Origin of the sequence: Bacteroides caecimuris, assembly GCF_001688725.2 — a bacterium.
GTDB lineage: Bacteria > Bacteroidota > Bacteroidia > Bacteroidales > Bacteroidaceae > Bacteroides > Bacteroides caecimuris.
The window spans coordinates 2175708-2194840 of the sequence record NZ_CP015401.2; the positions used below are offsets into that span (position 1 = coordinate 2175708).

The window sequence follows — 19133 nt, forward strand, 5'->3', positions numbered from 1 at the left end:
GATCCCGTTCGAACCATCTGTCCGGTATTTCGTTTTTCTTATAAAAGAAATATATGATGCCATATATCACCCACACAAGTACGAATTCAACCGTACAGTGTGCAAGAAGAGAAAACAGAAGCGCACTGGACTCTATATACAGTCATCCCCGTCTTTCCACATTTATTTTATAGGGAAAGACAGGGATTTATTTTTACCGGTGTAGCGCCAGGACAAATGTTCTTTAAGTGTATATTTAAGTATAATCAGCTCAATCCTTCTATTTCTCCATCCACAATATCGATATGCAATGCTTGCGGTTCTTTAGGCAATCCCGGCATACGAAGAATTTCTCCGGCAATGGCTACAATCATTTCAGCTCCGTTATTGATTACAATATCTTTAATATGGAACTCGAAGTTGTTCACTGCGCCATAAATCTTAGGGTCGGCAGAGAATGAATACTGTGTTTTAGCAATACAAACCGGGTAATGAGTGATGCCCATTTTCTCGATCTGTTTGATACGGTTGCGTGCAATACTGCTGTAAGTAATAACGCTGGCTCCGTAAAGATTAGTAGCCACCTTTTCAATCTTCTGCTGTATATTATCTTCTTCCTTATATGTATAACGCAAAGGTTCGGACGGTTGATTTTCGATTGTATCTACTACCAGACGGGCCATGTCTACTGCCCCCTCTCCTCCTTCAGTGAACGCATTGTTGATGGTAAAACCGACTCCCAACTGTTCGCAATGTTCACGCAGTAATTCCATTTCTTCATCGGTGTCGGAAGCAAACTTATTGAAAGCTACGATAACCGTCTGCCCGAATGAACGAAGATTACGAACGTGCTTGTCGAGATTACGCAATCCTTCTTTTAATCCTTCCATATTCGGTTCTTTGATACGATCGAGACTGACACCTCCGTGCATCTTCAATCCTTGTGCCGTAGCAACAATCACAGTGAGACGCGGTTGGAGCCCACTCTTGCGACATTTGATATTGTAGAACTTCTCTGCACCAAGATCGGCACCGAATCCGGCTTCTGTAATTACATAATCACCGAAAGACATTGCTAATTTAGTGGCCAAAATAGAGTTACAACCATGTGCGATATTAGCAAACGGACCGCCATGCACAAAAGCTGCAGTTCCTTCGGTAGTCTGCACTAGATTAGGATGGATAGCATCTTTCAATAACACGGTGATGGCTCCTGCCACTCCCAAATCTTTCACTGTGAAAGGTTGGTCGTCATACGTGAAGCCCAACAGGATGTTTTCAATACGGCGACGCAGATCACTCACATCTTTGGAAAGGCAAAGAATCGCCATAATCTCCGAAGCAGGAGTTATATCGAAACCGGACTCCTGGGTAATCCCGTTGGATTTAGGTCCAAGACCGACAACGATGCTGCGCAACGAACGGTCATTCACATCAAGCACTCGCCGCCAAAGGATTTCTTTCAATCCGAAACCTTTTGCCTGGTTCTGATAGAGATAATTGTCAAGCAAGGCAGAAATCATGTTATGGGCAGAGGTGATGGCATGAAAATCCCCTGTGAAGTGGAGGTTAATCTTGTCCATCGGAAGCACTTGCGCATATCCGCCACCGGCCGCTCCTCCCTTCATACCGAAACAAGGACCGAGAGACGGTTCGCGAAGCGCAACAATCGCCTTCTTTCCAATTTTATTGAGTCCTAAGGCAAGACCGATAGATACGGTAGTTTTGCCGATACCCGCTTTGGTTGCCGTAATGGCAGTGACCAAGATGAGATTGCTTTTCTTCACTTTCTCTTCATCAATCAGTTGTTCAGGGATCTTTGCGATGTAGCGACCATAATTCTCCACTTCCTCGCGAGGAATTCCGACACCCTCGGCAACTTGCTTAATTTTCTTCAGCTCAATGCTGCGAGCAATTTCTATGTCTGATTTCATACAGAATATGATTAGTTTTATTTTTGAAAGAACAAAAGTATAACAAAAAAGCGAAATAGAGAAATTTAAGGTTCATCGGATATTTATATATCTATTTATCATGAACACTATAAACTGTTTTCACGCAATAACTGTTGTAAATGGCATAACCTAAAACAACAACTTAATTATGGAATGGATTATTAATCAACTAAGGGTACATCCTGAACTTGCTATTTTCCTGACGCTCTTTGCCGGACCGAAATGGAGCGTGCGTGTGTCACTTGTCAATCTGAATGAAACCGATTATGTAAAGATCGGACAAAGTATCAAGTTTGTTTTGGAAGAATATGCCCAAACATGGAAGGCATCCAAAGAATGAACTAAGTAGTTTATTTTATAAATAGGAATTTTTCTAAGAAAACATAACAGAAGCGAATAGTCAGGGAGAAAATCTCTATCTTTGTGGTAAATCAACCTTTACGAAGATGAAAAAACTGATTCTATTTCTTTCGCTGATATTATCGGTCGGTTTTGCATCCGCACAGTCGGAAATACCTTCCGATAGTATTCGTCGTGCTCCATCCACCCATATTAAAGAGTTTGGTGGCTTTCTGCTGGATATGGGGTTAATGAATGTAGCGACTCTCGAACTTCCCAAGTTTAATTTAGAGATGCCTAATATGACGAAAGATTATAATCAGCTCTTTCGTTTAAATACAGACGTTACTTATTCGCAAGGATTCACAGACTCTTTTTCTTCGTCTTCTTTCTCTGGTTTTTCCGGCTTTGGATATGGTTGGGGACTGTCCTCTTCTCCACAGTTTATGCAGATGGGGTCTTTCAAACTGAAAAACGGAATGAGAATCAACACCTACGGAGATTATGATAAGGATGGCTGGCGGGTGCCTAACCGCAGCGCTATGCCTTGGGAAAGAAATAATTTCCGGGGAGCATTCGAACTGAAATCGGCAAATGGTAATTTCGGAATACGAATCGAAGTGCAACAAGGACGAAATGCACCTTATTAAATAAGGTACTTCAATATACAACCCCGGAAGTCTGAAATAAAATCAAGTAGTCCTATAGATTAAATCAGACAGTCCGGAATTAAATTAAGTAAGTTCGGCACAGAATTAGGAAAGCTCGAAGGCCTTATCTGCCGCACTTATTGCGTTGGCAATGCGATCACACCATGAATCAAATTCCGGATCGGGTATTTGTGATTCCGGATGGGAAAGCATATAGTGTACAGCTTGTCGTAATCCGTCTGCCATGGAAGTATTGCATATAAAATCAGGAACCAACCGCTTTATCTTCGAGTTATCAAAGACTACCGTAGCTGCTTTATCTCCTAACAGTTCACCTCTGAAATCATAATGATCGCTATGTTTGGCAAGGAAATCGGAGGCTACGTGTAATGCATTCAGAGGTTTACCCAACGCGTCGGCAATGGTTTGATAAATCTGATTCCAGGTCATGCTTTCATCGGTAGTGATATGAAAAGCGTTCCCAATGGCATGAGGGTTCGCCATCAGTCCTACATAACCTTTGGCAAAATCTTTAGAGTGAGTCAATGTCCACAAAGAAGAACCGTCGCCGGGGATAATAACAGGTTTACCGTCAAGGATTCGTTTTAGTATCTGCCAGTTTCCCTTATCTCCGTGTACAGATACGGGAGGTTTTGTTCCGTTATAGGTATGGCTGGGACGGACGATTGTAACGGGGAAACCGTTTGTGCGATAGGCTGCCATCAGCACTTCTTCCGCTTCTATCTTGTTACGGGAGTACTGCCAATAGGGATTGACTAAAGGGGTGCTTTCGGTTATGCGGTAATCAGCCAATAGCTTTTGGTAGGCAGAGGCACTACTGATAAAGATATATTGCCGCGTTTTATTCTGGAACAGGCGGATATCACGCTTCACGTCTTCTGCCGTATAGCCGATGAACTGCGCAACCACATCGTAATGTTCGGACGCGATGGCTTTTGCCACGGTTTCTTCATCATTAATATCTGCAATGATACTGTGAATTCCCTCCGGCATCTTTTTCGAACCACGATTAAGGAGAGTAATCTCCCACCCTCTTTGTTGCGCCAATGCTACTACATCTGTACTGATCGTACCTGTTCCTCCAATAAATAATGCTTTCATAAAACCTGTTTTTTATATTCTCCGGAACAAATATATCAATTCCATCACTTACTTCCAGCAATCATTGCCATTTATTTTTCTGCCCGAAAGTTTAGTCGTATACAGATTACTGATTCTTATACCCATATTACTGATTTGCAGAATGAAATTAAAAAGATACCTTCAAATGTTTTATCTTTGTATCGGATTAATAACAGAAGCCTATGGATGAAATAACAAAAATTGAAACTGTCGATCAGTATGACCAATTGTTTGGACTGGAAACATTGCACCCTTTGGTGAATGTAATCGACTTCTCAAAAGCCACTAGGTCAGTTGAGTATATCCGTATGAATATCGGATTCTACTGCTTGTTCCTGAAGGATGCAAAATGTGGCGACCTCACTTATGGACGTAAGAATTACGATTATCAGGAAGGAACGGTTGTTTGTATGGCACCGGGACAAGTGAGCGGAATAGACAACCGCAACAGGCCTGCTCCCCGTACCAAGTCGATCGGCGTTTTGTTTCATCCCGATTTAATCCGCGGAACTTCATTAGGACAGCATATCAAGAACTATACTTTTTTCTCTTACGAGGTAAATGAAGCATTGCATCTTTCAGATCAGGAAAGAGAAATCGTAACTGATTGCATACATAAAATCAGGATCGAGCTGGAACATCCTATCGACAAACACAGCAAGCAACTCATCGTGCGAAACATCGAACTGCTGCTGGATTACTGTATGCGTTTCTACGAACGGCAATTCATTACACGTAACGAAGTGAATAAAAAGATTATCAGGCAATTTGATAAAATCATAAATAACCATTTCGAAACGAAGCTAGTACCAGCTGTCGATGTACTTTCAAATGAGTATTGTGCTAACGTGCTTCATTTATCTCCTGAATATTTCAACGACTTGCTGAAGCACGAAACGGGTAAATCTTTTAAAGAATACATCGAGCTCAAACGTTTCGAGATTGCCAAAGAGTGGTTGCTGAATACTGATAAAACAGTTAATCAGATAACACAAGAACTGGGTTTCCAGAATCCGCAGTATTTCAGCCGGCTATTCAAGAAAGTTACCGGTTGCTCTCCAAATGATTTCAGAGTACCTAACTAGAAATGAAATTCAAAAGGACTAGAGGACGACAAAGCAACAAAAAAGTCTTAATAAAATTTGAATTGAAATACACAATTCTTAATCTATGTTATGAAACACGCTTTTTTGCTTGGATTATTTGCAGATTTAGCAGAAGTCCGTATCTTTGCAATGTGTTTTTCATAGTATTAGATTTAAGGTTAACAAAGGTTGGAGCAAGGCGTTGCTCCTTTTTTTATGTCCATATGTAAGCTCTCCTCTTTAACTTCGGAAGCAGCCAATACAAACTTTATATCAGCATAGGAAACATCGTCTCCTAATGCTGCCTTAATGGCAAATATTCCCATGTATTCATGTTCTTCCAGATGCTTACGAATCTTCGCCAGATTTTCAGCTTTTACTACTTTTTCCACTTTAATTTTTCCTAAACGGACATAATATTCCAGATGCCCGGCAATGGTTCCCGATACCAATTCGCGAGCTTTGGCTATTTCATCTATGCTCATTCCCTGGCAGAACATTTCATAGCTGACTAATTTTGTATCTTTTTTCTTCTCCTTCCCCGCTTCTTTTTTCAGTTTCTCTGCTTCCTTTTTATCAGAGATGAGCATATTCATTATTTCCGGCCTTTCCAATTGATTTTCAGTCATATACTTACGAACAATACCTAATATTTCAAGCCCATACTTTTCCACCCCTTTTGCTCCGAAATAGGGTATCGCTTCCAAAGCTCTTGGATTATCCGGTAGCAGATTCACAATCCCCATCAACGCTTTCTGCTGCATAATAACATACGCAGGAAGATTCACCTCACGTGTTTTGGCTGTTCTCCATTCAGACAGGGCGCGATAAAGCTCCGGATGCAGAATATCCGTAGGCACTTCCACTTTCACCTTTTCAGCACCGCTACGTGTACGCTCTTTTCGTTCCTTCCGCTCTTTCTTTTCTTTCAACGCTTTCGAAGAACCGGAAGAGGAAGAATCGTCCTCAAGACTCAACATTACTTTAGCTTTCAACTTCAAATAATCCGTAATAGCGAATCTCCCTTTCGCAGATATAGCCTCCAACAAAGACTCTTTAATCCACAATGCATCATCCAACGCCTGCATACGTTCTGCCAACAGCTTTCTCAACTCTTTATTGTCAAGAGGCATATTAGTCTTATTATACAAAGCGCGAATCGGTTCCAACTCTTTATGAAAATATCCGGCACCTGAACGAATCCGCTCCTGTAACTCTTGATTCGTCGCATAGTCTTCACTCTCATGTATCAACCGGGTATATTGGTTACGGAAACGCAAGGACACTTCCACTACTTTCTCTTTGACATGAGATTCCAATGCCTTATATTCTGCCAATTGCTTCGGAAAAAGCTTATACAAATCTTCATCTATCAAACGAAGCAATCGTTTATAAGCCTGATCGATCGAATAGAAATTAAACAAATCACTCAACAAATCAAAGAAATACGCCTTTTGCATATCGTTCAACTGCTGACTGCCCGGCTTATTCTGCTCTACCGCTTTGGTGAAATTATCCACCGTAGCATCACTAATAATAGCTTCCCTCCGCAAAGGAGACTCCAACACCATTCCTTCCAAAGTCTTGCAACGGCTCAACGCCACATAAGTCTGCCCGTGCGCAAAAGAGTTACGCGCATCAATAATGGCACGCTCAAACGTCAACCCCTGACTTTTATGTATCGTAATGGCCCATGCCAGACGGATAGGGTATTGACGGAATGTTCCCTCTATCACTTCCGTGATTTCCTTTGTTTCTTCATTCAGCACGTACTTATAATTTCCCCACTCTTCCGGCAACAACTGAAATTCTGATTTATTCCCTTTCCCCCGCACGATAATGCCTGTATCATTAACAGTGACCACCTCACCAATCATACCGTTATAATATCGTTTCTCGGACGATGGATCATTTTTCAGGAACATAATTTGCGCTCCTTCCTTTATTGTCAGGAGTTCATCCGCAGGATACGAATATTCAGGGAAGTCTCCTTCTATCTCGGCACGAAAATGATACGCTTTACTAGGTAAAGATGCCAGTTCACGGTCATTTACTTTCTGTGCCTGATAATTATGTGTCGTCAGCCGAATATATCCTTCTTCTTTTTGTGGCTGGAAACCGGGCTGATAACGACGGTTCAGTTCATTCAGCACTTCATCGTCAGCTTTATTTTCCCGGATTTTATTTAATAAAGCCAGGAAGAATGTATCACTCTGCCGGTAGACTTTTCTAAGTTCAATGGTCATATATACCGTTTCTTTCAACGCATGGCTCGCAAAGAAATAAGGGGTTTCGTAATGCTTCCTCAACAGCTCCCATTCATTATCTTTCACGACGGGAGCCAATTGCTGCAAATCTCCAATCATCAATAGTTGCACCCCGCCAAATGGCTTCTCCCTATCACGATACCGCCGCAGAGTTGCATCCACCGCGTCCAACAAATCGGCACGAACCATACTGATCTCATCAATAACGAGCAAATCCATACTACGAATTATGTTCCGTTTTTCTTTACTGTAACGGTAATGCGTTTGGGAAGAATTAAAGGTGGTTTCCGGCACAAAAGGGGCAAAAGACAACTGAAAGAAAGAATGAATCGTTACTCCTCCCGCATTGATGGCTGCAATCCCTGTCGGTGCTAATACAACCATGCGCTTAGGGGTCTGTTCTTTCAAACGTTTAAGAAATGTCGTTTTTTCCGGTTCCGGCTTTTCCGGTAAGAAATAAATGTGTACCTGTATTTTCTATGAACTGCCAAGCTAGCTGTAGTTCCGGGTTATTTTCCATGCTTTTTCTAATTTTGGGTAAAGGTACTGAATATTCTTTTTCTTTCGTCTTGATACGAAAGAAAAAGAACCCAAAAGAAAGATGATTATTTCATGGAGCCCCCCACAATATCCAGCAACTCATTTGTAATCGCCTGTTGGCGACTCTTATTATACTGCTTCGTCAAATCCTGAATCAGTTCATTTGCATTATCCGTAGCCACTTGCATAGCCAGGGTACGTGCAGCATGTTCCGATGCATTAGAGTCGACAGCAGCGGTAAAAATTTTCTGGCTCAATACTGTTGGTATTAAGCTGGCGATCAATTCTTCCACATTCGGTTCGATGATATAATCATTGACAGTTTCATGCTCCTCTACCTCCTCCTTGTTCTTTCTGTCTTCTTCACTCACCACATTCGTCATATCAATGGGGAGATACGTCTCCCGGAGAAGAATCTGTACCCCCATTGATTTGAAGTGATGATAGATTATTTCCACGCGGTCCACTTCTCCTGCCACATACATATCCATCAGTCGGTGAGCCAATTCGGCAGCCTCCTGATACGTCGGTTTGTCGGAGAGCGTCGAAGAAGTCTCCTGTGGTTTGAATCCCATGCGTTTGACTGCTTCATCCACCTTCTTACCAATTGGGAATATCAAGATATTATCCTGTCCCAGGGTGCGGAACTCTCCGATCGTTTGCATCATCATTTTGATGACGTTGGCGTTGAAAGCACCACAAAGAGAAGTGTTTGAAGAAAAGACGACGATTGCTACACGCTTCACTTCACGCTCCTGCACATAAGGAGATTCGATGGGCAGGTCAGCGCTTAGGAAGTTGATCAGAATCTTGTTCAACTTCTTCTGATAAGGCAGCATATTCTCAATGGCTCCTTGTGCCTTGTGTAATTTGGCAGAAGCCACCATTTTCATTGCTGAAGTGATTTTTCGGGTACTTTTTACCGAATTTATTCTGGTTTTTACTTCTTTCAGTGAAGCCATTTTGTTAGTGGTTAATTATTAATAGTTAGTGATAGTGATTATAAGTACTGTTTCGCCACCATAGCGGCAGTCTCTTCGATAGCTTTAATCACGTTATCGTTGATCACGCCCGTTTTCAGTATATCCAATACATCCTCCTGATGATTCAGTTGCAGAGATTCGATGAAACTGCGTTCATAGTCCTGCACCTTATCCAATGGGACGTCATGTAGAAGTCCGTGCGTACCACAGTAAAGAATAGCAATCTGCTGCTCTACGGGCATCGGGCTGTATTGCGGTTGAATCAATAATTGTCCGTTCTTACGTCCTTTATCAATAGTCAGGGCAGTAATCGGGTCCATGTCGCTGCTGAACTTAGAGAAGGCTTCCAACTCGCGATATTGCGCCTGGTCAATCTTCAATGTTCCGGCCACCTTCTTCATAGCCTTAATCTGCGCGTTACCACCTACACGGGATACGGAGATACCGACGTTGATAGCCGGACGCGTACCCTGGTTGAACAAGTCAGTCTCAAGGAATATCTGTCCGTCGGTAATAGAAATCACGTTCGTCGGGATATAAGCCGATACGTCACCTGCTTGCGTTTCGATGATAGGCAATGCTGTGAGCGAGCCGCCACCTTTCACAATCCCCTTCAGACTTTCCGGGAGATCGTTCATTTCGCGTGCCACTTCTTCCTGACTGATAATCTTGGCAGCACGTTCCAACAGACGGGAGTGTAGATAGAAGATATCACCCGGATAAGCCTCACGACCGGACGGACGGCGAAGAATCAGCGAAACCTCACGATAAGCCACTGCCTGTTTGGAAAGGTCATCATAAACCACCAACGCATGACGGCCGGTATCACGGAAATACTCGCCGATGGCAGCACCTGCAAACGGAGCGTAATACTGCAACGCAGCCGGGTCACCAGCCGTGGCAGCTACAACCACCGTGTAGTCCAGTGCTCCGTACTCACGAAGCGTATTAACGATAGAAGCAACGGTAGAACCCTTCTGACCGATAGCTACATAAATACAATATACAGGGTCGCCTGCCAGGAAGTTAGTGCGTTGGTTGATAATCGTATCAATCGCAATGGCAGTCTTTCCTGTCTGGCGGTCACCGATAATCAACTCACGCTGTCCGCGCCCGATAGGAATCATGGCGTCCACAGCCTTCAATCCAGTCTGCAACGGCTGGTTCACAGGCTGACGGTAGATTACTCCCGGAGCTTTCCGTTCCAAAGGCATATCATACAGTTCGCCGCCAATCAGTCCTTTACCATCGAGCGGTTCGCCCAGCGGGTCGATCACCCGTCCCAGCATACCCTCTCCCACACGGATGGAAGCGATACGTTTGGTACGCTTCACAACGAATCCTTCTTTGATTTTGTCCGTCGGACCCAACAGTACAGCACCCACGTTATCCTCTTCGAGGTTCATCACGATTGCTTTGATACCATTGTCAAACTCCAGCAATTCATTGGCCTCGGCATTCCGCAGTCCATAGATACGTACTACACCGTCACTCACCTGGAGCACCGTACCGATTTCGTCAAGTTGCACATTGGCATTGATTCCTTCAAGCTGCTTGCGCAATATATCCGATACTTCGCTTACTCTTATATTTTCAGACATTATACAATTCTCCTATTCTTATCAATAAATTGTTGTTTCACTCGCTTCAACTGCGTAGCAACGCTTGCATCCAGCCGGTAGTCGTTGATATCAAAGATAAACCCACCTTCGATAGAAGGATCTATCACCGTTTCCAGCTCCATCCGGGCGTGCAGAATATGTGTAGCAGCCGACCGAATCCGGTCTTCTGTTTCCTTATTGACAGGAACGGCTGTAATCAGTTTTCCTACACCAATATGTTTCAACTTCCGGTAAAGATCCAAATACATCAGGCTGATAAATTGCAAATAACCTTCACGTCTATTTCGCAGTACCAAAGTGATAAATTGGATAAACTCTCTGGTCGATTTACCGTCACCATCAGCAGCTGTGCATACTAATGCCAACTTTTCCTTAGTCGTGATGACGGGATTATCAAGTGCTTCGCGCAGACCGGGTTGTTCACAAAAGCTGTGTGACAGGGTCAGAAATTCCTGATACAACTTGTCTTCCAAACCTTTTTTCTGTGCGTATTCAATGACAGCTTTTGCATAACGCATTGAGAGTATTCCGACTTCCATCTTCCTTAGTTCTTATTCGGGGTTAGTACTTCATCCAGCATGCGGTCGATCATATCCATCTGTGCATCCTTGTCATCAAGACTCTTACGGAGCACTTTCTCGGCGATGTCAACAGAAAGCACGGCCACCTGGCGACGGATGTCGCGGATTGCTTCGTCTTTCTCCACCTGGATTTGTTGTTTCACCGCATCAAGTTCTTTTTGTGCGGCAATTTCGGCTTGTTTACGGGCCTCGTGAACAATCTTGTCACGTTCTTCCATTGCTTCCCTCAAGATGCGTCCTTGCTCTTTGTTGGCGGATGCCACCAATGCGTCGCCTTCTTGTTTCAGTTTAGACAACTGGGCATTAGCTTCCCTCGCCACCTCCAAAGACTGATCGATATAGGTCTTACGGCCTTCCACCATCTTGATGATGACAGGGAAGCCGTATTTCGCCAATATCACGAACACAATCCCGAATGAGAGAAACATCCAGAACAGCAGGCCACTATCAGGTAATAGTAATGACATAATCTTTATTTACGATTTTACGATTTACAATTTACGATTTCGCGGCTGCTCATTGCATGAGGATCTCCCCCATTTAGAAACAGGGTTTTACGCCTGCGAAATTCGCTTGTTATATACCTGATTAGAGGAAGAACACCAACAGACAAACTACTACCGCCAACAGGGCCACACCTTCAATCAAGGCGGCGGCGATAATCATGTTCATACGAATGTCTCCTGATGCTTCCGGCTGGCGTGCGATAGCTTCCATTGCCGAACCACCAATCTTACCAATACCCAAACCAGCTCCGATTACTGCAAGACCTGCACCGATAGCTGCACCTAATTTACTAACTCCTACTGCTGCTGCAGTGGCTTGTAACAATACTGATAGTAACATAATTTTCAGTTTTAAAATGGTTTATATTTTCTCTTGTTTTTATTATTTAATTCCTCATTCCGCGCGTTTATTCCGTATTCGTTCAGTCACGTTTTCACCGCGTTTCATTGATTATTCTTCTGTTTTCACTTTGGCTCCTTCCTGTGCCAGTCCGATAAACACTGCCGACAACATCGTAAATACGTAAGCCTGGATGAAAGCCACCAGCAGTTCAAGCGCATTCATAAAGATGTTGAACAATACGGAAGCCACCGTGAGCGTGCCGTTCAGCGCAGGCCCCATACTTGCCGAGATAAATATCAGGCAAGTGAGCACCAGCATCGCCATGTGTCCGGCCAACATATTGGCAAAGAGACGGATCATCAAAGCAAACGGTTTCGTAAAGATTCCGAAGAACTCGATGAACGGCATCATCGGCACAGGCACTTTCAGCCACCAAGGTACATCGGGCCAGAAAATATCTTTCCAATAATGTTTCGTACCGAAGATATTGACTGCGAGGAACGTGCAGACCGCCAACACCATCGTGATAGCGATATTTCCCGTCACATTCGCGCCTCCGGGGAAAAACGGAATCAATCCCATCATGTTATTGATAAAGATGAAAAAGAACGCTGTCAGCAGATATGGCGCAAACTTCCGATAGTTGGGTCCGACACAACTCTTGATGATGTCGTCGTTCACCATCATGATGAACATCTCCATGAATCCGATAAATCCTCCCGGTGCTTTGGCTCCTTGCGGACGCTTCCTGTACCAGTGTGCCACGCTTAATACAATTACTAATAACAGCACACTGTTGAACAGCAAAGCAAACGTTACTTTCGTAATGGAGATATCCCATGGGCGAACCTGTTCGCCTGCAGCGTCATACTCTACCAGTTTGCCTTCATATTTGCTTCCTGCGGGAGCGATGGAAAGTCCTTCATACGTACCTCCATTCTCTTCGAGACGGGAAGAAAGGAACGTGTGCCAACCCGAAGTGCTACTATAAACAATAATAGGTAACGGTATAGTAATATGCGTGTTACCCCATGTTGTAATATGCCATTCGTAGGAGTCGCCAATATGCCCGAACACAATTTTTTTCACATCAACCGTGTTCTCCTGTTCCTCCTTCGGAGTAATCTCGCCCTGCGTCTGCTGCGCCACCGCCTCCCCCTCTTGCTCATGCGCAAGAACCGGCAAACTGACCGCTGCCATCAGGCAGAACAGAATCAACGGAGCTACTATGTTATGCAACTGTTTCATGTTTCTTCTTATTTTTCTTTTTCCGTTTCTGGTTCATCTCAAAAGAGAAGAAAAACCAGGTTTCGAATATCAGATATATCAAATAGAACGAGATAAACGTCAGTAAAAAAGCTCTGGCTTCTTCGCGTACAGCAAGGCAATAAATCAAGACCAGAATCAGCGAAAGAATCATCTTTATCATCTTCATTGCCAAATACAACAGTAACAATCTCTGCGGAGCGTGCCGCCGGCAAGCGTCGAACATATAGATGCTGGCTAACCCGAAGAAGTAAAAATAAACCGGTATAAACGGATACCCTCCGAAATAATGCCCCGGCAGAGCGAAGTGTAGGATAACAGCTCCGAGCGCCGCACTAATCACTGCAAATAAAGTATGCCAACAGATAAAGTTCCGTTTAGTTTTACTAATATTCATCATGTTACTGTGTTTTTCTGTAAAGTTATTATCTCGTTTTTTTCGATCTTTAGATACTTGATCTTTGTGCCGGAAGGCTTCTGTCAGGAAACACAGGCAGAAACCGTGCCGTCACTCATTTCGACAAAACCGCCCTGAATATCCATCGTGTGCTCTTCTCCCTCCATCGTCGTATAACTCAACGTTCCCGATTTCAACGATGATACAATGGGCGCATGCCCCGGCAGAATAGAAAACGAACCGATCATGCCCGGCAATGTGACAATCTTCACATCTCCGTCGAATATGCTCTTTTCGGGCGATACTATACTCAAATGCAGTTCTTTCATCACTCTATATTTTTATTTTTTCGCCTGTTCCAGCAATTTCTTACCTTTCTCTATTGCTTCCTCAATCGTACCGACATTCAGGAAAGCCTGTTCGGGAAGATAATCCACTTCTCCGTCCAGAATCATCTTGAATCCCTTGATGGTATCTTCAATACCCACCATCACACCCGGAACGCCTGTAAACTGTTCGGCTACGGCAAACGGTTGCGAAAGGAAACGCTGCACACGGCGGGCGCGGTTCACTACCATCTTGTCTTCTTCCGAGAGTTCTTCCATACCGAGGATAGAGATAATATCCTGCAATTCCTTATTACGCTGCAAAATTTGTTTCACTCGCTGCGCTATGTCGTAATGTTCTTGACCTACAATGTGCGGGTCAAGAATACGTGATGTAGACGCCAACGGGTCGACAGCCGGATAGATACCCAGTTCGGTGATCTTACGGTCGAGTACGGTAGTCGCGTCCAAGTGGCTGAAAGTCGTTGCAGGAGCGGGATCGGTCAAGTCATCGGCAGGCACATACACGGCTTGTACGGAGGTAATAGAACCTTTACGGGTAGACGTGATACGTTCCTGCATCGCACCCATTTCTGTTGCCAGTGTAGGCTGGTAACCGACGGCGGAAGGCATACGTCCCAAAAGAGCAGACACTTCCGAACCAGCTTGCGTGAAACGGAAGATATTATCGATAAAGAACAGGATATCACGTTTCTCACCTTCTTTCCCGGCGTCACGGAAAGATTCCGCTACCGTCAGTCCAGACAGTGCCACAGAAGCACGTGCGCCCGGAGGTTCGTTCATCTGACCGAAAATCAGCGACACCTGCGATTTCTCCAGTTCGTTATAATCTACTTTCGAAAGATCCCAGTGCCCTTTCTCCATGCTTTCCTTGAATGCTTCGCCGTAACGGATAACACCGGATTCGATCATTTCGCGCAGCAGATCGTTACCTTCACGGGTACGTTCACCTACTCCGGCAAATACAGAGAATCCGTTATGCTTCTTGGCGATATTATTGATAAGTTCCTGAATCAATACGGTTTTTCCCACACCGGCGCCGCCGAACAAACCGATTTTACCACCTTTGGCATACGGTTCGAGCAGGTCGATTACTTTGATACCCGTGAAGAGCACCTCTTGCACAGTTGTCAAATCCTCAAATTTAGGAGGGTCGCGATGAATGGAATACGCACCGTCGCGATTGAGTCCTTTCATACCGTCGATCGAATCACCGACTACGTTCATCAGTCGTCCTTTAATCTGTTCGCCTATCGGCATAGTGATCGGGCCTCCGGTGGGATACACTTTCATGCCTCTCTGAAGTCCGTCGGTACTATCCATCGCTACGGTACGCACCGTATTTTCGCCGATATGTTGCTGAACTTCTACAACCAGTATTTTGCCGTTTGGCCTCTTTATCTCCAGTGCGTCGTGGATGCTTGGCAGCACCAGTTCCGCATCCGTACCTTCAAAGTACACATCGACCACAGGGCCGATGACCTGCGAAATATGTCCGATAATCTGTGACATAAGCAATCTCTTTTATTTATATTATTCTTTTCTCTCCTTATAATAAGGAATAAACATTTTCGCGTTTTACCTAATTTCAATATTATAATAAACAGTTGAATTAATTTTTTGTTCAACTATTTTCTATATCCTAGAAACTTCTACTACCAGAAATAGTTAGATAAACAACTGCACAAATGTAGAAACAATTCTGTGTCGTTGTTACCACTTTTTCATTATTTGTCGTTCACTAACACTTATTAGACCAACAATAACTACACATTGACCAATTTAGACGAATTTCAGCTACAAATCAACGTAAAGACAAACTTTTAGATTACAATATATCAACAAACTAAAATCCTATATTCAGTTTCCTTTCTCATTACTTAGAATCAACGATTTAGCCATTACACAAAATAGTAGCACAAACAACTAGTTTTATGTTCGAGCACAGCAAACATAGTCTTCCTACGCTTTCCTTAAGAAAGTTTAAAGCCATGTTTCCTATTTTCTCACTATCAATTTCTCTATATTACACGTTTACACACTAAAATTGACACCAATCTTTAATATAATCAACGCATATACAAGTATAATCTCGTTTTTTTGCTGTAATTTTGCACCACTAATATAAAACACTCTAAATGATGAAGAAAATACTGTTACTCGGTTCTGGAGAACTAGGAAAAGAATTTGTAATTTCAGCTCAACGTAAAGGTCAACACATCATTGCTTGCGACTCATACGCGGGAGCACCTGCTATGCAAGTGGCTGATGAATTTGAAGTATTCGATATGCTGAACGGTGAAGAACTGGAGCGCGCTGTAAAGAAACACCAGCCGGACATTATCGTTCCGGAGATTGAAGCGATCCGCACGGAACGTTTGTATGACTTCGAAAAAGAAGGTATCCAGGTAGTCCCCAGCGCCCGTGCCGTAAACTTCACAATGAATCGTAAAGCTATCCGCGACCTTGCCGCTAAAGAACTCGGACTGAAAACAGCCAAATACTTCTATGCCAAAACATTGGACGAACTGAAAGAAGCTGCCGATAAAATCGGCTTCCCTTGTGTCGTTAAACCATTAATGTCATCCTCCGGTAAAGGACAGTCGTTAGTGAAAAGCGCTGACGAGCTTGAACACGCCTGGGAATATGGATGCAGCGGAAGCCGTGGCGATATCCGCGAGCTTATTATTGAAGAATTTATCAAATTCGACAGCGAAATCACCCTGCTCACCGTTACTCAAAAGAACGGCCCCACCCTGTTCTGCCCTCCTATCGGACACGTGCAGAAAGGTGGCGACTATCGTGAAAGTTTCCAACCCGCACATATCGATCCCGCACATTTGAAAGAAGCGGAAGAAATGGCAGAAAAAGTAACTTGTGCACTAACAGGAGCAGGACTTTGGGGAGTTGAGTTCTTCCTGAGCCACGAAAACGGAGTCTATTTCTCCGAACTTTCTCCACGCCCGCACGATACCGGCATGGTGACTTTGGCAGGAACACAAAACCTGAATGAATTTGAATTGCATCTGCGTGCCGTGCTCGGTCTGCCTATTCCAAGTATCAAGCAAGAACGGATAGGCGCAAGTGCTGTCATCCTCTCTCCGATTGCCAGCCAGGAACATCCTCAATATCGCGGACTGGAAGAAGTAACCAAAGAAGAAGATACCTATCTACGTATATTCGGCAAACCGTTTACACGCGTCAACCGCCGTATGGGTGTGGTACTTTGCTATGCTCCGCTCGATACTGATTTGGATGCGTTGCGCGACAAGGCTAAGAGAATTGCAGAGAAAGTAGAAGTTTACTAAACAAGAAAATCAGAAATAAGATGAATAGAATCCGCCAAGTAAACCTGTCTGATATTCCGGCATTGCAAGAGCTATATCAGCATACAGTTCTGACTGTGAACCGAAAAGATTATACAGCCGAAGAAGTAGCAGACTGGGCTTCGTGCGGAGACGACACATCACATTGGGGTGAGCTTTTCGAAGAGCAACATTATGTGGTTGCAGAAAATGAAGAAGGTGTGATTGTAGGCTTCGGCTCTGTCAACGATGACGGATATATGCACACGCTGTTTGTCCATAAGGACTTTCAGCATCAAGGCATTGCGACATCTTTGTATAAATATCTCGAAGCATACGCACAAGAAAGAGGTGCGAAAAGATTAACATCGGAGGTTAGCATCACAGCAAAACCGTTTTTCGAGAAACAAGGTTTTCAGGTTGATGAAGAACAAAAACGGAAAGCTAATCAAATGTGTCTCACCAATTATAAAATGAGCAAGCAACTCTATTAATCTATATCGTTTCACATCTAAAATGCAAATACATAGAATCAGTCTCACTTACTGACGAAGAGAAGACTTATTCTATTGATAAAAAACTCCAACCAATGCGACTTTATTCGCCACTTGGTTGGAGTTCTTTTTTTAGCTTTATGGAATGTTTTTCAGATACATAACAATGAAACTATCATTTTTTACTCAAGAAACGTTTTGCCAAATATTTACGTATCGGTTCGTCATACAGTTTCAGGCACAGATAAGCAAGCACGATACTCAAGACAAAGACGCACACGGCTACGTGCCAAGTCTCGCCCAACGTATAGAGCTTATTCTCAATCAGCCATGCATAGAACAGATACATCAACGGATAATGGATCACATAAACCGGATAGGATATATCCCCCAGAAATTTGCATACCTTTGTCGATTGCACGTCCGTAGTGGTGCCCGACGCTCCTATCCAAAGAATGATAGGGAAAGCCACAATCACACAAAACGCTTCATAAACACCATTCATGCAAAGCGGCTCTATTCCTTCGAGATAAGGAACAGCGAACAGGGCAATCAATGCAACGGTACATATCCAGAAAGCACCTCTCACCTTCATAGGCTTGAAGTTGCGCGACATCAGCATACCCAGTGAGAAAGGGAAAAGCATACGTAGGGAGCCGCCCAGGAAGTTAACCCCGTCCAGTGTCCAACCCACTCCTATGTTTCCATAAGTGGAGACATTGAAAACGGCAAACGCTGCCAATGCTGCACCCAGCAACACCACAAATACCGTCAGCGCCTTGTTGGACAAGCGACGGATGAACAACGCATACAGGATATTACCGATATACTCGAAAAATAACGACCAGCAAGGACCGTTCAACGGAAACATCTCACCATTGCCACGAACTTCATACCCCACGCCCGGCATGGCAGGAATGAAGAATATCGTGCAAAGAAGAGACAACATAACCATGGAAATGGCGACATGTGTTCCATCCCACTGTACACAACCCTGAATACAGAATGTGATAGCACCCAATACGGCACCCATAACGACCATCGGATGAAGACGTATCAAACGACGTTTAAAGAAATCTTTCATGGTGAGACTCTTGTCCCAACGGTCGTCATAAGCGTAACCGATCACGAAACCCGAAAGGATAAAGAAGAAATCTACGGCAAGATAACCGTGATTGAGAGTCTCGATATTGCCACCACCGGCAAAAGCGTAGCCCTCGAATACATGATACCATATCACCATAAGAGCCGCTACACCGCGAAGTCCGTCAAGAAGATCATAATGTGCTTTGGTATCTGCAAAGGCTGAAGAAGAAATGTTTGACATCTGT

General features: G+C 43.8%; 17 protein-coding genes and 1 pseudogene. 5 read left to right on the top strand and 13 right to left on the bottom strand.

The genetic code is table 11. The annotated features are described in order from the left end of the window. Positions 1-245 precede the first annotated feature (245 nt). Complete coding sequence (locus tag A4V03_RS09385) at positions 246-1913, bottom strand: formate--tetrahydrofolate ligase (RefSeq protein ID WP_065538688.1); 1668 nt, start codon at positions 1911-1913, stop codon at positions 246-248. A gap of 169 nt (positions 1914-2082) precedes the next feature. Here A4V03_RS09385 and A4V03_RS09390 point away from each other — a divergent pair, with 169 nt between their 5' ends. Both A4V03_RS09390 and A4V03_RS09395 read left to right on the top strand, forming a co-directional pair. Beyond that, a complete protein-coding gene (locus A4V03_RS09390; RefSeq protein ID WP_065538689.1) occupies positions 2083-2274 on the top strand; it encodes a hypothetical protein in 192 nt (63 codons plus the stop codon). A gap of 106 nt (positions 2275-2380) precedes the next feature. After that, positions 2381-2923 carry an occludin gene (locus tag A4V03_RS09395; protein ID WP_065538690.1) on the top strand — a complete coding sequence of 181 codons (543 nt, stop codon included), beginning with the start codon at positions 2381-2383 and terminating at the stop codon, positions 2921-2923. Positions 2924-3028: 105 nt separating this feature from the next. On the opposite strand, the gene A4V03_RS09400 is transcribed toward A4V03_RS09395, so the two are convergent. Further along, on the bottom strand, positions 3029-4045 hold the full coding sequence (locus A4V03_RS09400) for an SDR family oxidoreductase (RefSeq protein WP_065538691.1): 1017 nt from the start codon (positions 4043-4045) through the stop codon (positions 3029-3031). A 203-nt stretch (positions 4046-4248) separates the two neighbouring features. Here A4V03_RS09400 and A4V03_RS09405 point away from each other — a divergent pair, with 203 nt between their 5' ends. Further along, positions 4249-5151 (top strand): helix-turn-helix domain-containing protein, encoded by a 903-nt coding sequence (locus A4V03_RS09405; protein ID WP_065538692.1) that lies wholly within the window; start codon positions 4249-4251, stop codon positions 5149-5151. Positions 5152-5330: 179 nt separating this feature from the next. Here A4V03_RS09405 and A4V03_RS09410 read toward each other — a convergent pair. The 10 genes and pseudogenes from A4V03_RS09410 to atpD form a co-directional block, all read right to left on the bottom strand. After that, a pseudogene (locus tag A4V03_RS09410) lies at positions 5331-7938 on the bottom strand (helix-turn-helix domain-containing protein). A gap of 85 nt (positions 7939-8023) precedes the next feature. Beyond that, the gene (locus tag A4V03_RS09415; protein WP_065538694.1) at positions 8024-8920 is read right to left on the bottom strand and encodes a F0F1 ATP synthase subunit gamma; all 897 of its coding nucleotides are present in this window, start codon (positions 8918-8920) and stop codon (positions 8024-8026) included. A gap of 38 nt (positions 8921-8958) precedes the next feature. Beyond that, positions 8959-10542 (bottom strand): F0F1 ATP synthase subunit alpha, encoded by a 1584-nt coding sequence (gene atpA / locus A4V03_RS09420; RefSeq protein ID WP_065538695.1) that lies wholly within the window; start codon positions 10540-10542, stop codon positions 8959-8961. Continuing rightward, positions 10542-11102 carry a F0F1 ATP synthase subunit delta gene (locus A4V03_RS09425; protein ID WP_065538696.1) on the bottom strand — a complete coding sequence of 187 codons (561 nt, stop codon included), beginning with the start codon at positions 11100-11102 and terminating at the stop codon, positions 10542-10544. The genes atpA and A4V03_RS09425 overlap by 1 nt, the downstream gene beginning before the upstream one ends. Before the next feature lie 5 nt (positions 11103-11107). Continuing rightward, positions 11108-11611 (bottom strand): F0F1 ATP synthase subunit B, encoded by a 504-nt coding sequence (gene atpF, locus A4V03_RS09430; RefSeq protein WP_065538697.1) that lies wholly within the window; start codon positions 11609-11611, stop codon positions 11108-11110. Between the two features lie 121 nt (positions 11612-11732). Beyond that, a complete protein-coding gene (gene atpE / locus A4V03_RS09435) occupies positions 11733-11990 on the bottom strand; it encodes an ATP synthase F0 subunit C (protein WP_004295758.1) in 258 nt (85 codons plus the stop codon). A gap of 111 nt (positions 11991-12101) precedes the next feature. Further along, positions 12102-13241: a F0F1 ATP synthase subunit A gene (gene atpB, locus A4V03_RS09440; protein ID WP_065538698.1), complete on the bottom strand. Its 1140-nt coding sequence runs from the start codon at positions 13239-13241 to the stop codon at positions 12102-12104. After that, positions 13225-13659 (bottom strand): hypothetical protein, encoded by a 435-nt coding sequence (locus A4V03_RS09445; RefSeq protein ID WP_008022610.1) that lies wholly within the window; start codon positions 13657-13659, stop codon positions 13225-13227. Before A4V03_RS09445 ends, atpB begins: the two co-directional genes overlap by 17 nt. A gap of 80 nt (positions 13660-13739) precedes the next feature. Then, positions 13740-13985 (bottom strand): ATP synthase F1 subunit epsilon, encoded by a 246-nt coding sequence (gene atpC, locus A4V03_RS09450; protein ID WP_065538699.1) that lies wholly within the window; start codon positions 13983-13985, stop codon positions 13740-13742. 12 nt (positions 13986-13997) lie between these two features. Next, the gene (atpD, locus tag A4V03_RS09455; RefSeq protein ID WP_004315305.1) at positions 13998-15515 is read right to left on the bottom strand and encodes a F0F1 ATP synthase subunit beta; all 1518 of its coding nucleotides are present in this window, start codon (positions 15513-15515) and stop codon (positions 13998-14000) included. 629 nt (positions 15516-16144) lie between these two features. Here atpD and purT point away from each other — a divergent pair. Next, positions 16145-17311, top strand: a complete 1167-nt coding sequence (gene purT / locus A4V03_RS09460) for a formate-dependent phosphoribosylglycinamide formyltransferase (RefSeq protein ID WP_065540359.1) — start codon at positions 16145-16147, stop codon at positions 17309-17311. A 20-nt stretch (positions 17312-17331) separates the two neighbouring features. Continuing rightward, the gene (locus A4V03_RS09465) at positions 17332-17802 is read left to right on the top strand and encodes a GNAT family N-acetyltransferase (protein ID WP_065538700.1); all 471 of its coding nucleotides are present in this window, start codon (positions 17332-17334) and stop codon (positions 17800-17802) included. Positions 17803-17977: 175 nt separating this feature from the next. Here A4V03_RS09465 and A4V03_RS09470 read toward each other — a convergent pair whose 3' ends face one another. Then, positions 17978-19129 carry an acyltransferase family protein gene (locus A4V03_RS09470; RefSeq protein ID WP_065538701.1) on the bottom strand — a complete coding sequence of 384 codons (1152 nt, stop codon included), beginning with the start codon at positions 19127-19129 and terminating at the stop codon, positions 17978-17980. Positions 19130-19133 lie beyond the last annotated feature (4 nt).

Excerpts from the sequence above, each read along its gene's own strand:
- A4V03_RS09385 (WP_065538688.1), bottom strand. The coding sequence starts at position 1,913 with ATGAAATCAGACATAGAAATTGCTCGCAGCATTGAGCTGAAGAAAATT.
- A4V03_RS09390 (WP_065538689.1), top strand. The coding sequence starts at position 2,083 with ATGGAATGGATTATTAATCAACTAAGGGTACATCCTGAACTTGCTATT.
- A4V03_RS09395 (WP_065538690.1), top strand. The coding sequence starts at position 2,381 with ATGAAAAAACTGATTCTATTTCTTTCGCTGATATTATCGGTCGGTTTT.
- A4V03_RS09400 (WP_065538691.1), bottom strand. The coding sequence starts at position 4,045 with ATGAAAGCATTATTTATTGGAGGAACAGGTACGATCAGTACAGATGTA.
- A4V03_RS09405 (WP_065538692.1), top strand. The coding sequence starts at position 4,249 with ATGGATGAAATAACAAAAATTGAAACTGTCGATCAGTATGACCAATTG.
- A4V03_RS09415 (WP_065538694.1), bottom strand. The coding sequence starts at position 8,920 with ATGGCTTCACTGAAAGAAGTAAAAACCAGAATAAATTCGGTAAAAAGT.
- atpA (WP_065538695.1), bottom strand. The coding sequence starts at position 10,542 with ATGTCTGAAAATATAAGAGTAAGCGAAGTATCGGATATATTGCGCAAG.
- A4V03_RS09425 (WP_065538696.1), bottom strand. The coding sequence starts at position 11,102 with ATGGAAGTCGGAATACTCTCAATGCGTTATGCAAAAGCTGTCATTGAA.
- atpF (WP_065538697.1), bottom strand. The coding sequence starts at position 11,611 with ATGTCATTACTATTACCTGATAGTGGCCTGCTGTTCTGGATGTTTCTC.
- atpE (WP_004295758.1), bottom strand. The coding sequence starts at position 11,990 with ATGTTACTATCAGTATTGTTACAAGCCACTGCAGCAGCAGTAGGAGTT.
- atpB (WP_065538698.1), bottom strand. The coding sequence starts at position 13,241 with ATGAAACAGTTGCATAACATAGTAGCTCCGTTGATTCTGTTCTGCCTG.
- A4V03_RS09445 (WP_008022610.1), bottom strand. The coding sequence starts at position 13,659 with ATGATGAATATTAGTAAAACTAAACGGAACTTTATCTGTTGGCATACT.
- atpC (WP_065538699.1), bottom strand. The coding sequence starts at position 13,985 with ATGAAAGAACTGCATTTGAGTATAGTATCGCCCGAAAAGAGCATATTC.
- atpD (WP_004315305.1), bottom strand. The coding sequence starts at position 15,515 with ATGTCACAGATTATCGGACATATTTCGCAGGTCATCGGCCCTGTGGTC.
- purT (WP_065540359.1), top strand. The coding sequence starts at position 16,145 with ATGAAGAAAATACTGTTACTCGGTTCTGGAGAACTAGGAAAAGAATTT.
- A4V03_RS09465 (WP_065538700.1), top strand. The coding sequence starts at position 17,332 with ATGAATAGAATCCGCCAAGTAAACCTGTCTGATATTCCGGCATTGCAA.
- A4V03_RS09470 (WP_065538701.1), bottom strand. The coding sequence starts at position 19,129 with ATGTCAAACATTTCTTCTTCAGCCTTTGCAGATACCAAAGCACATTAT.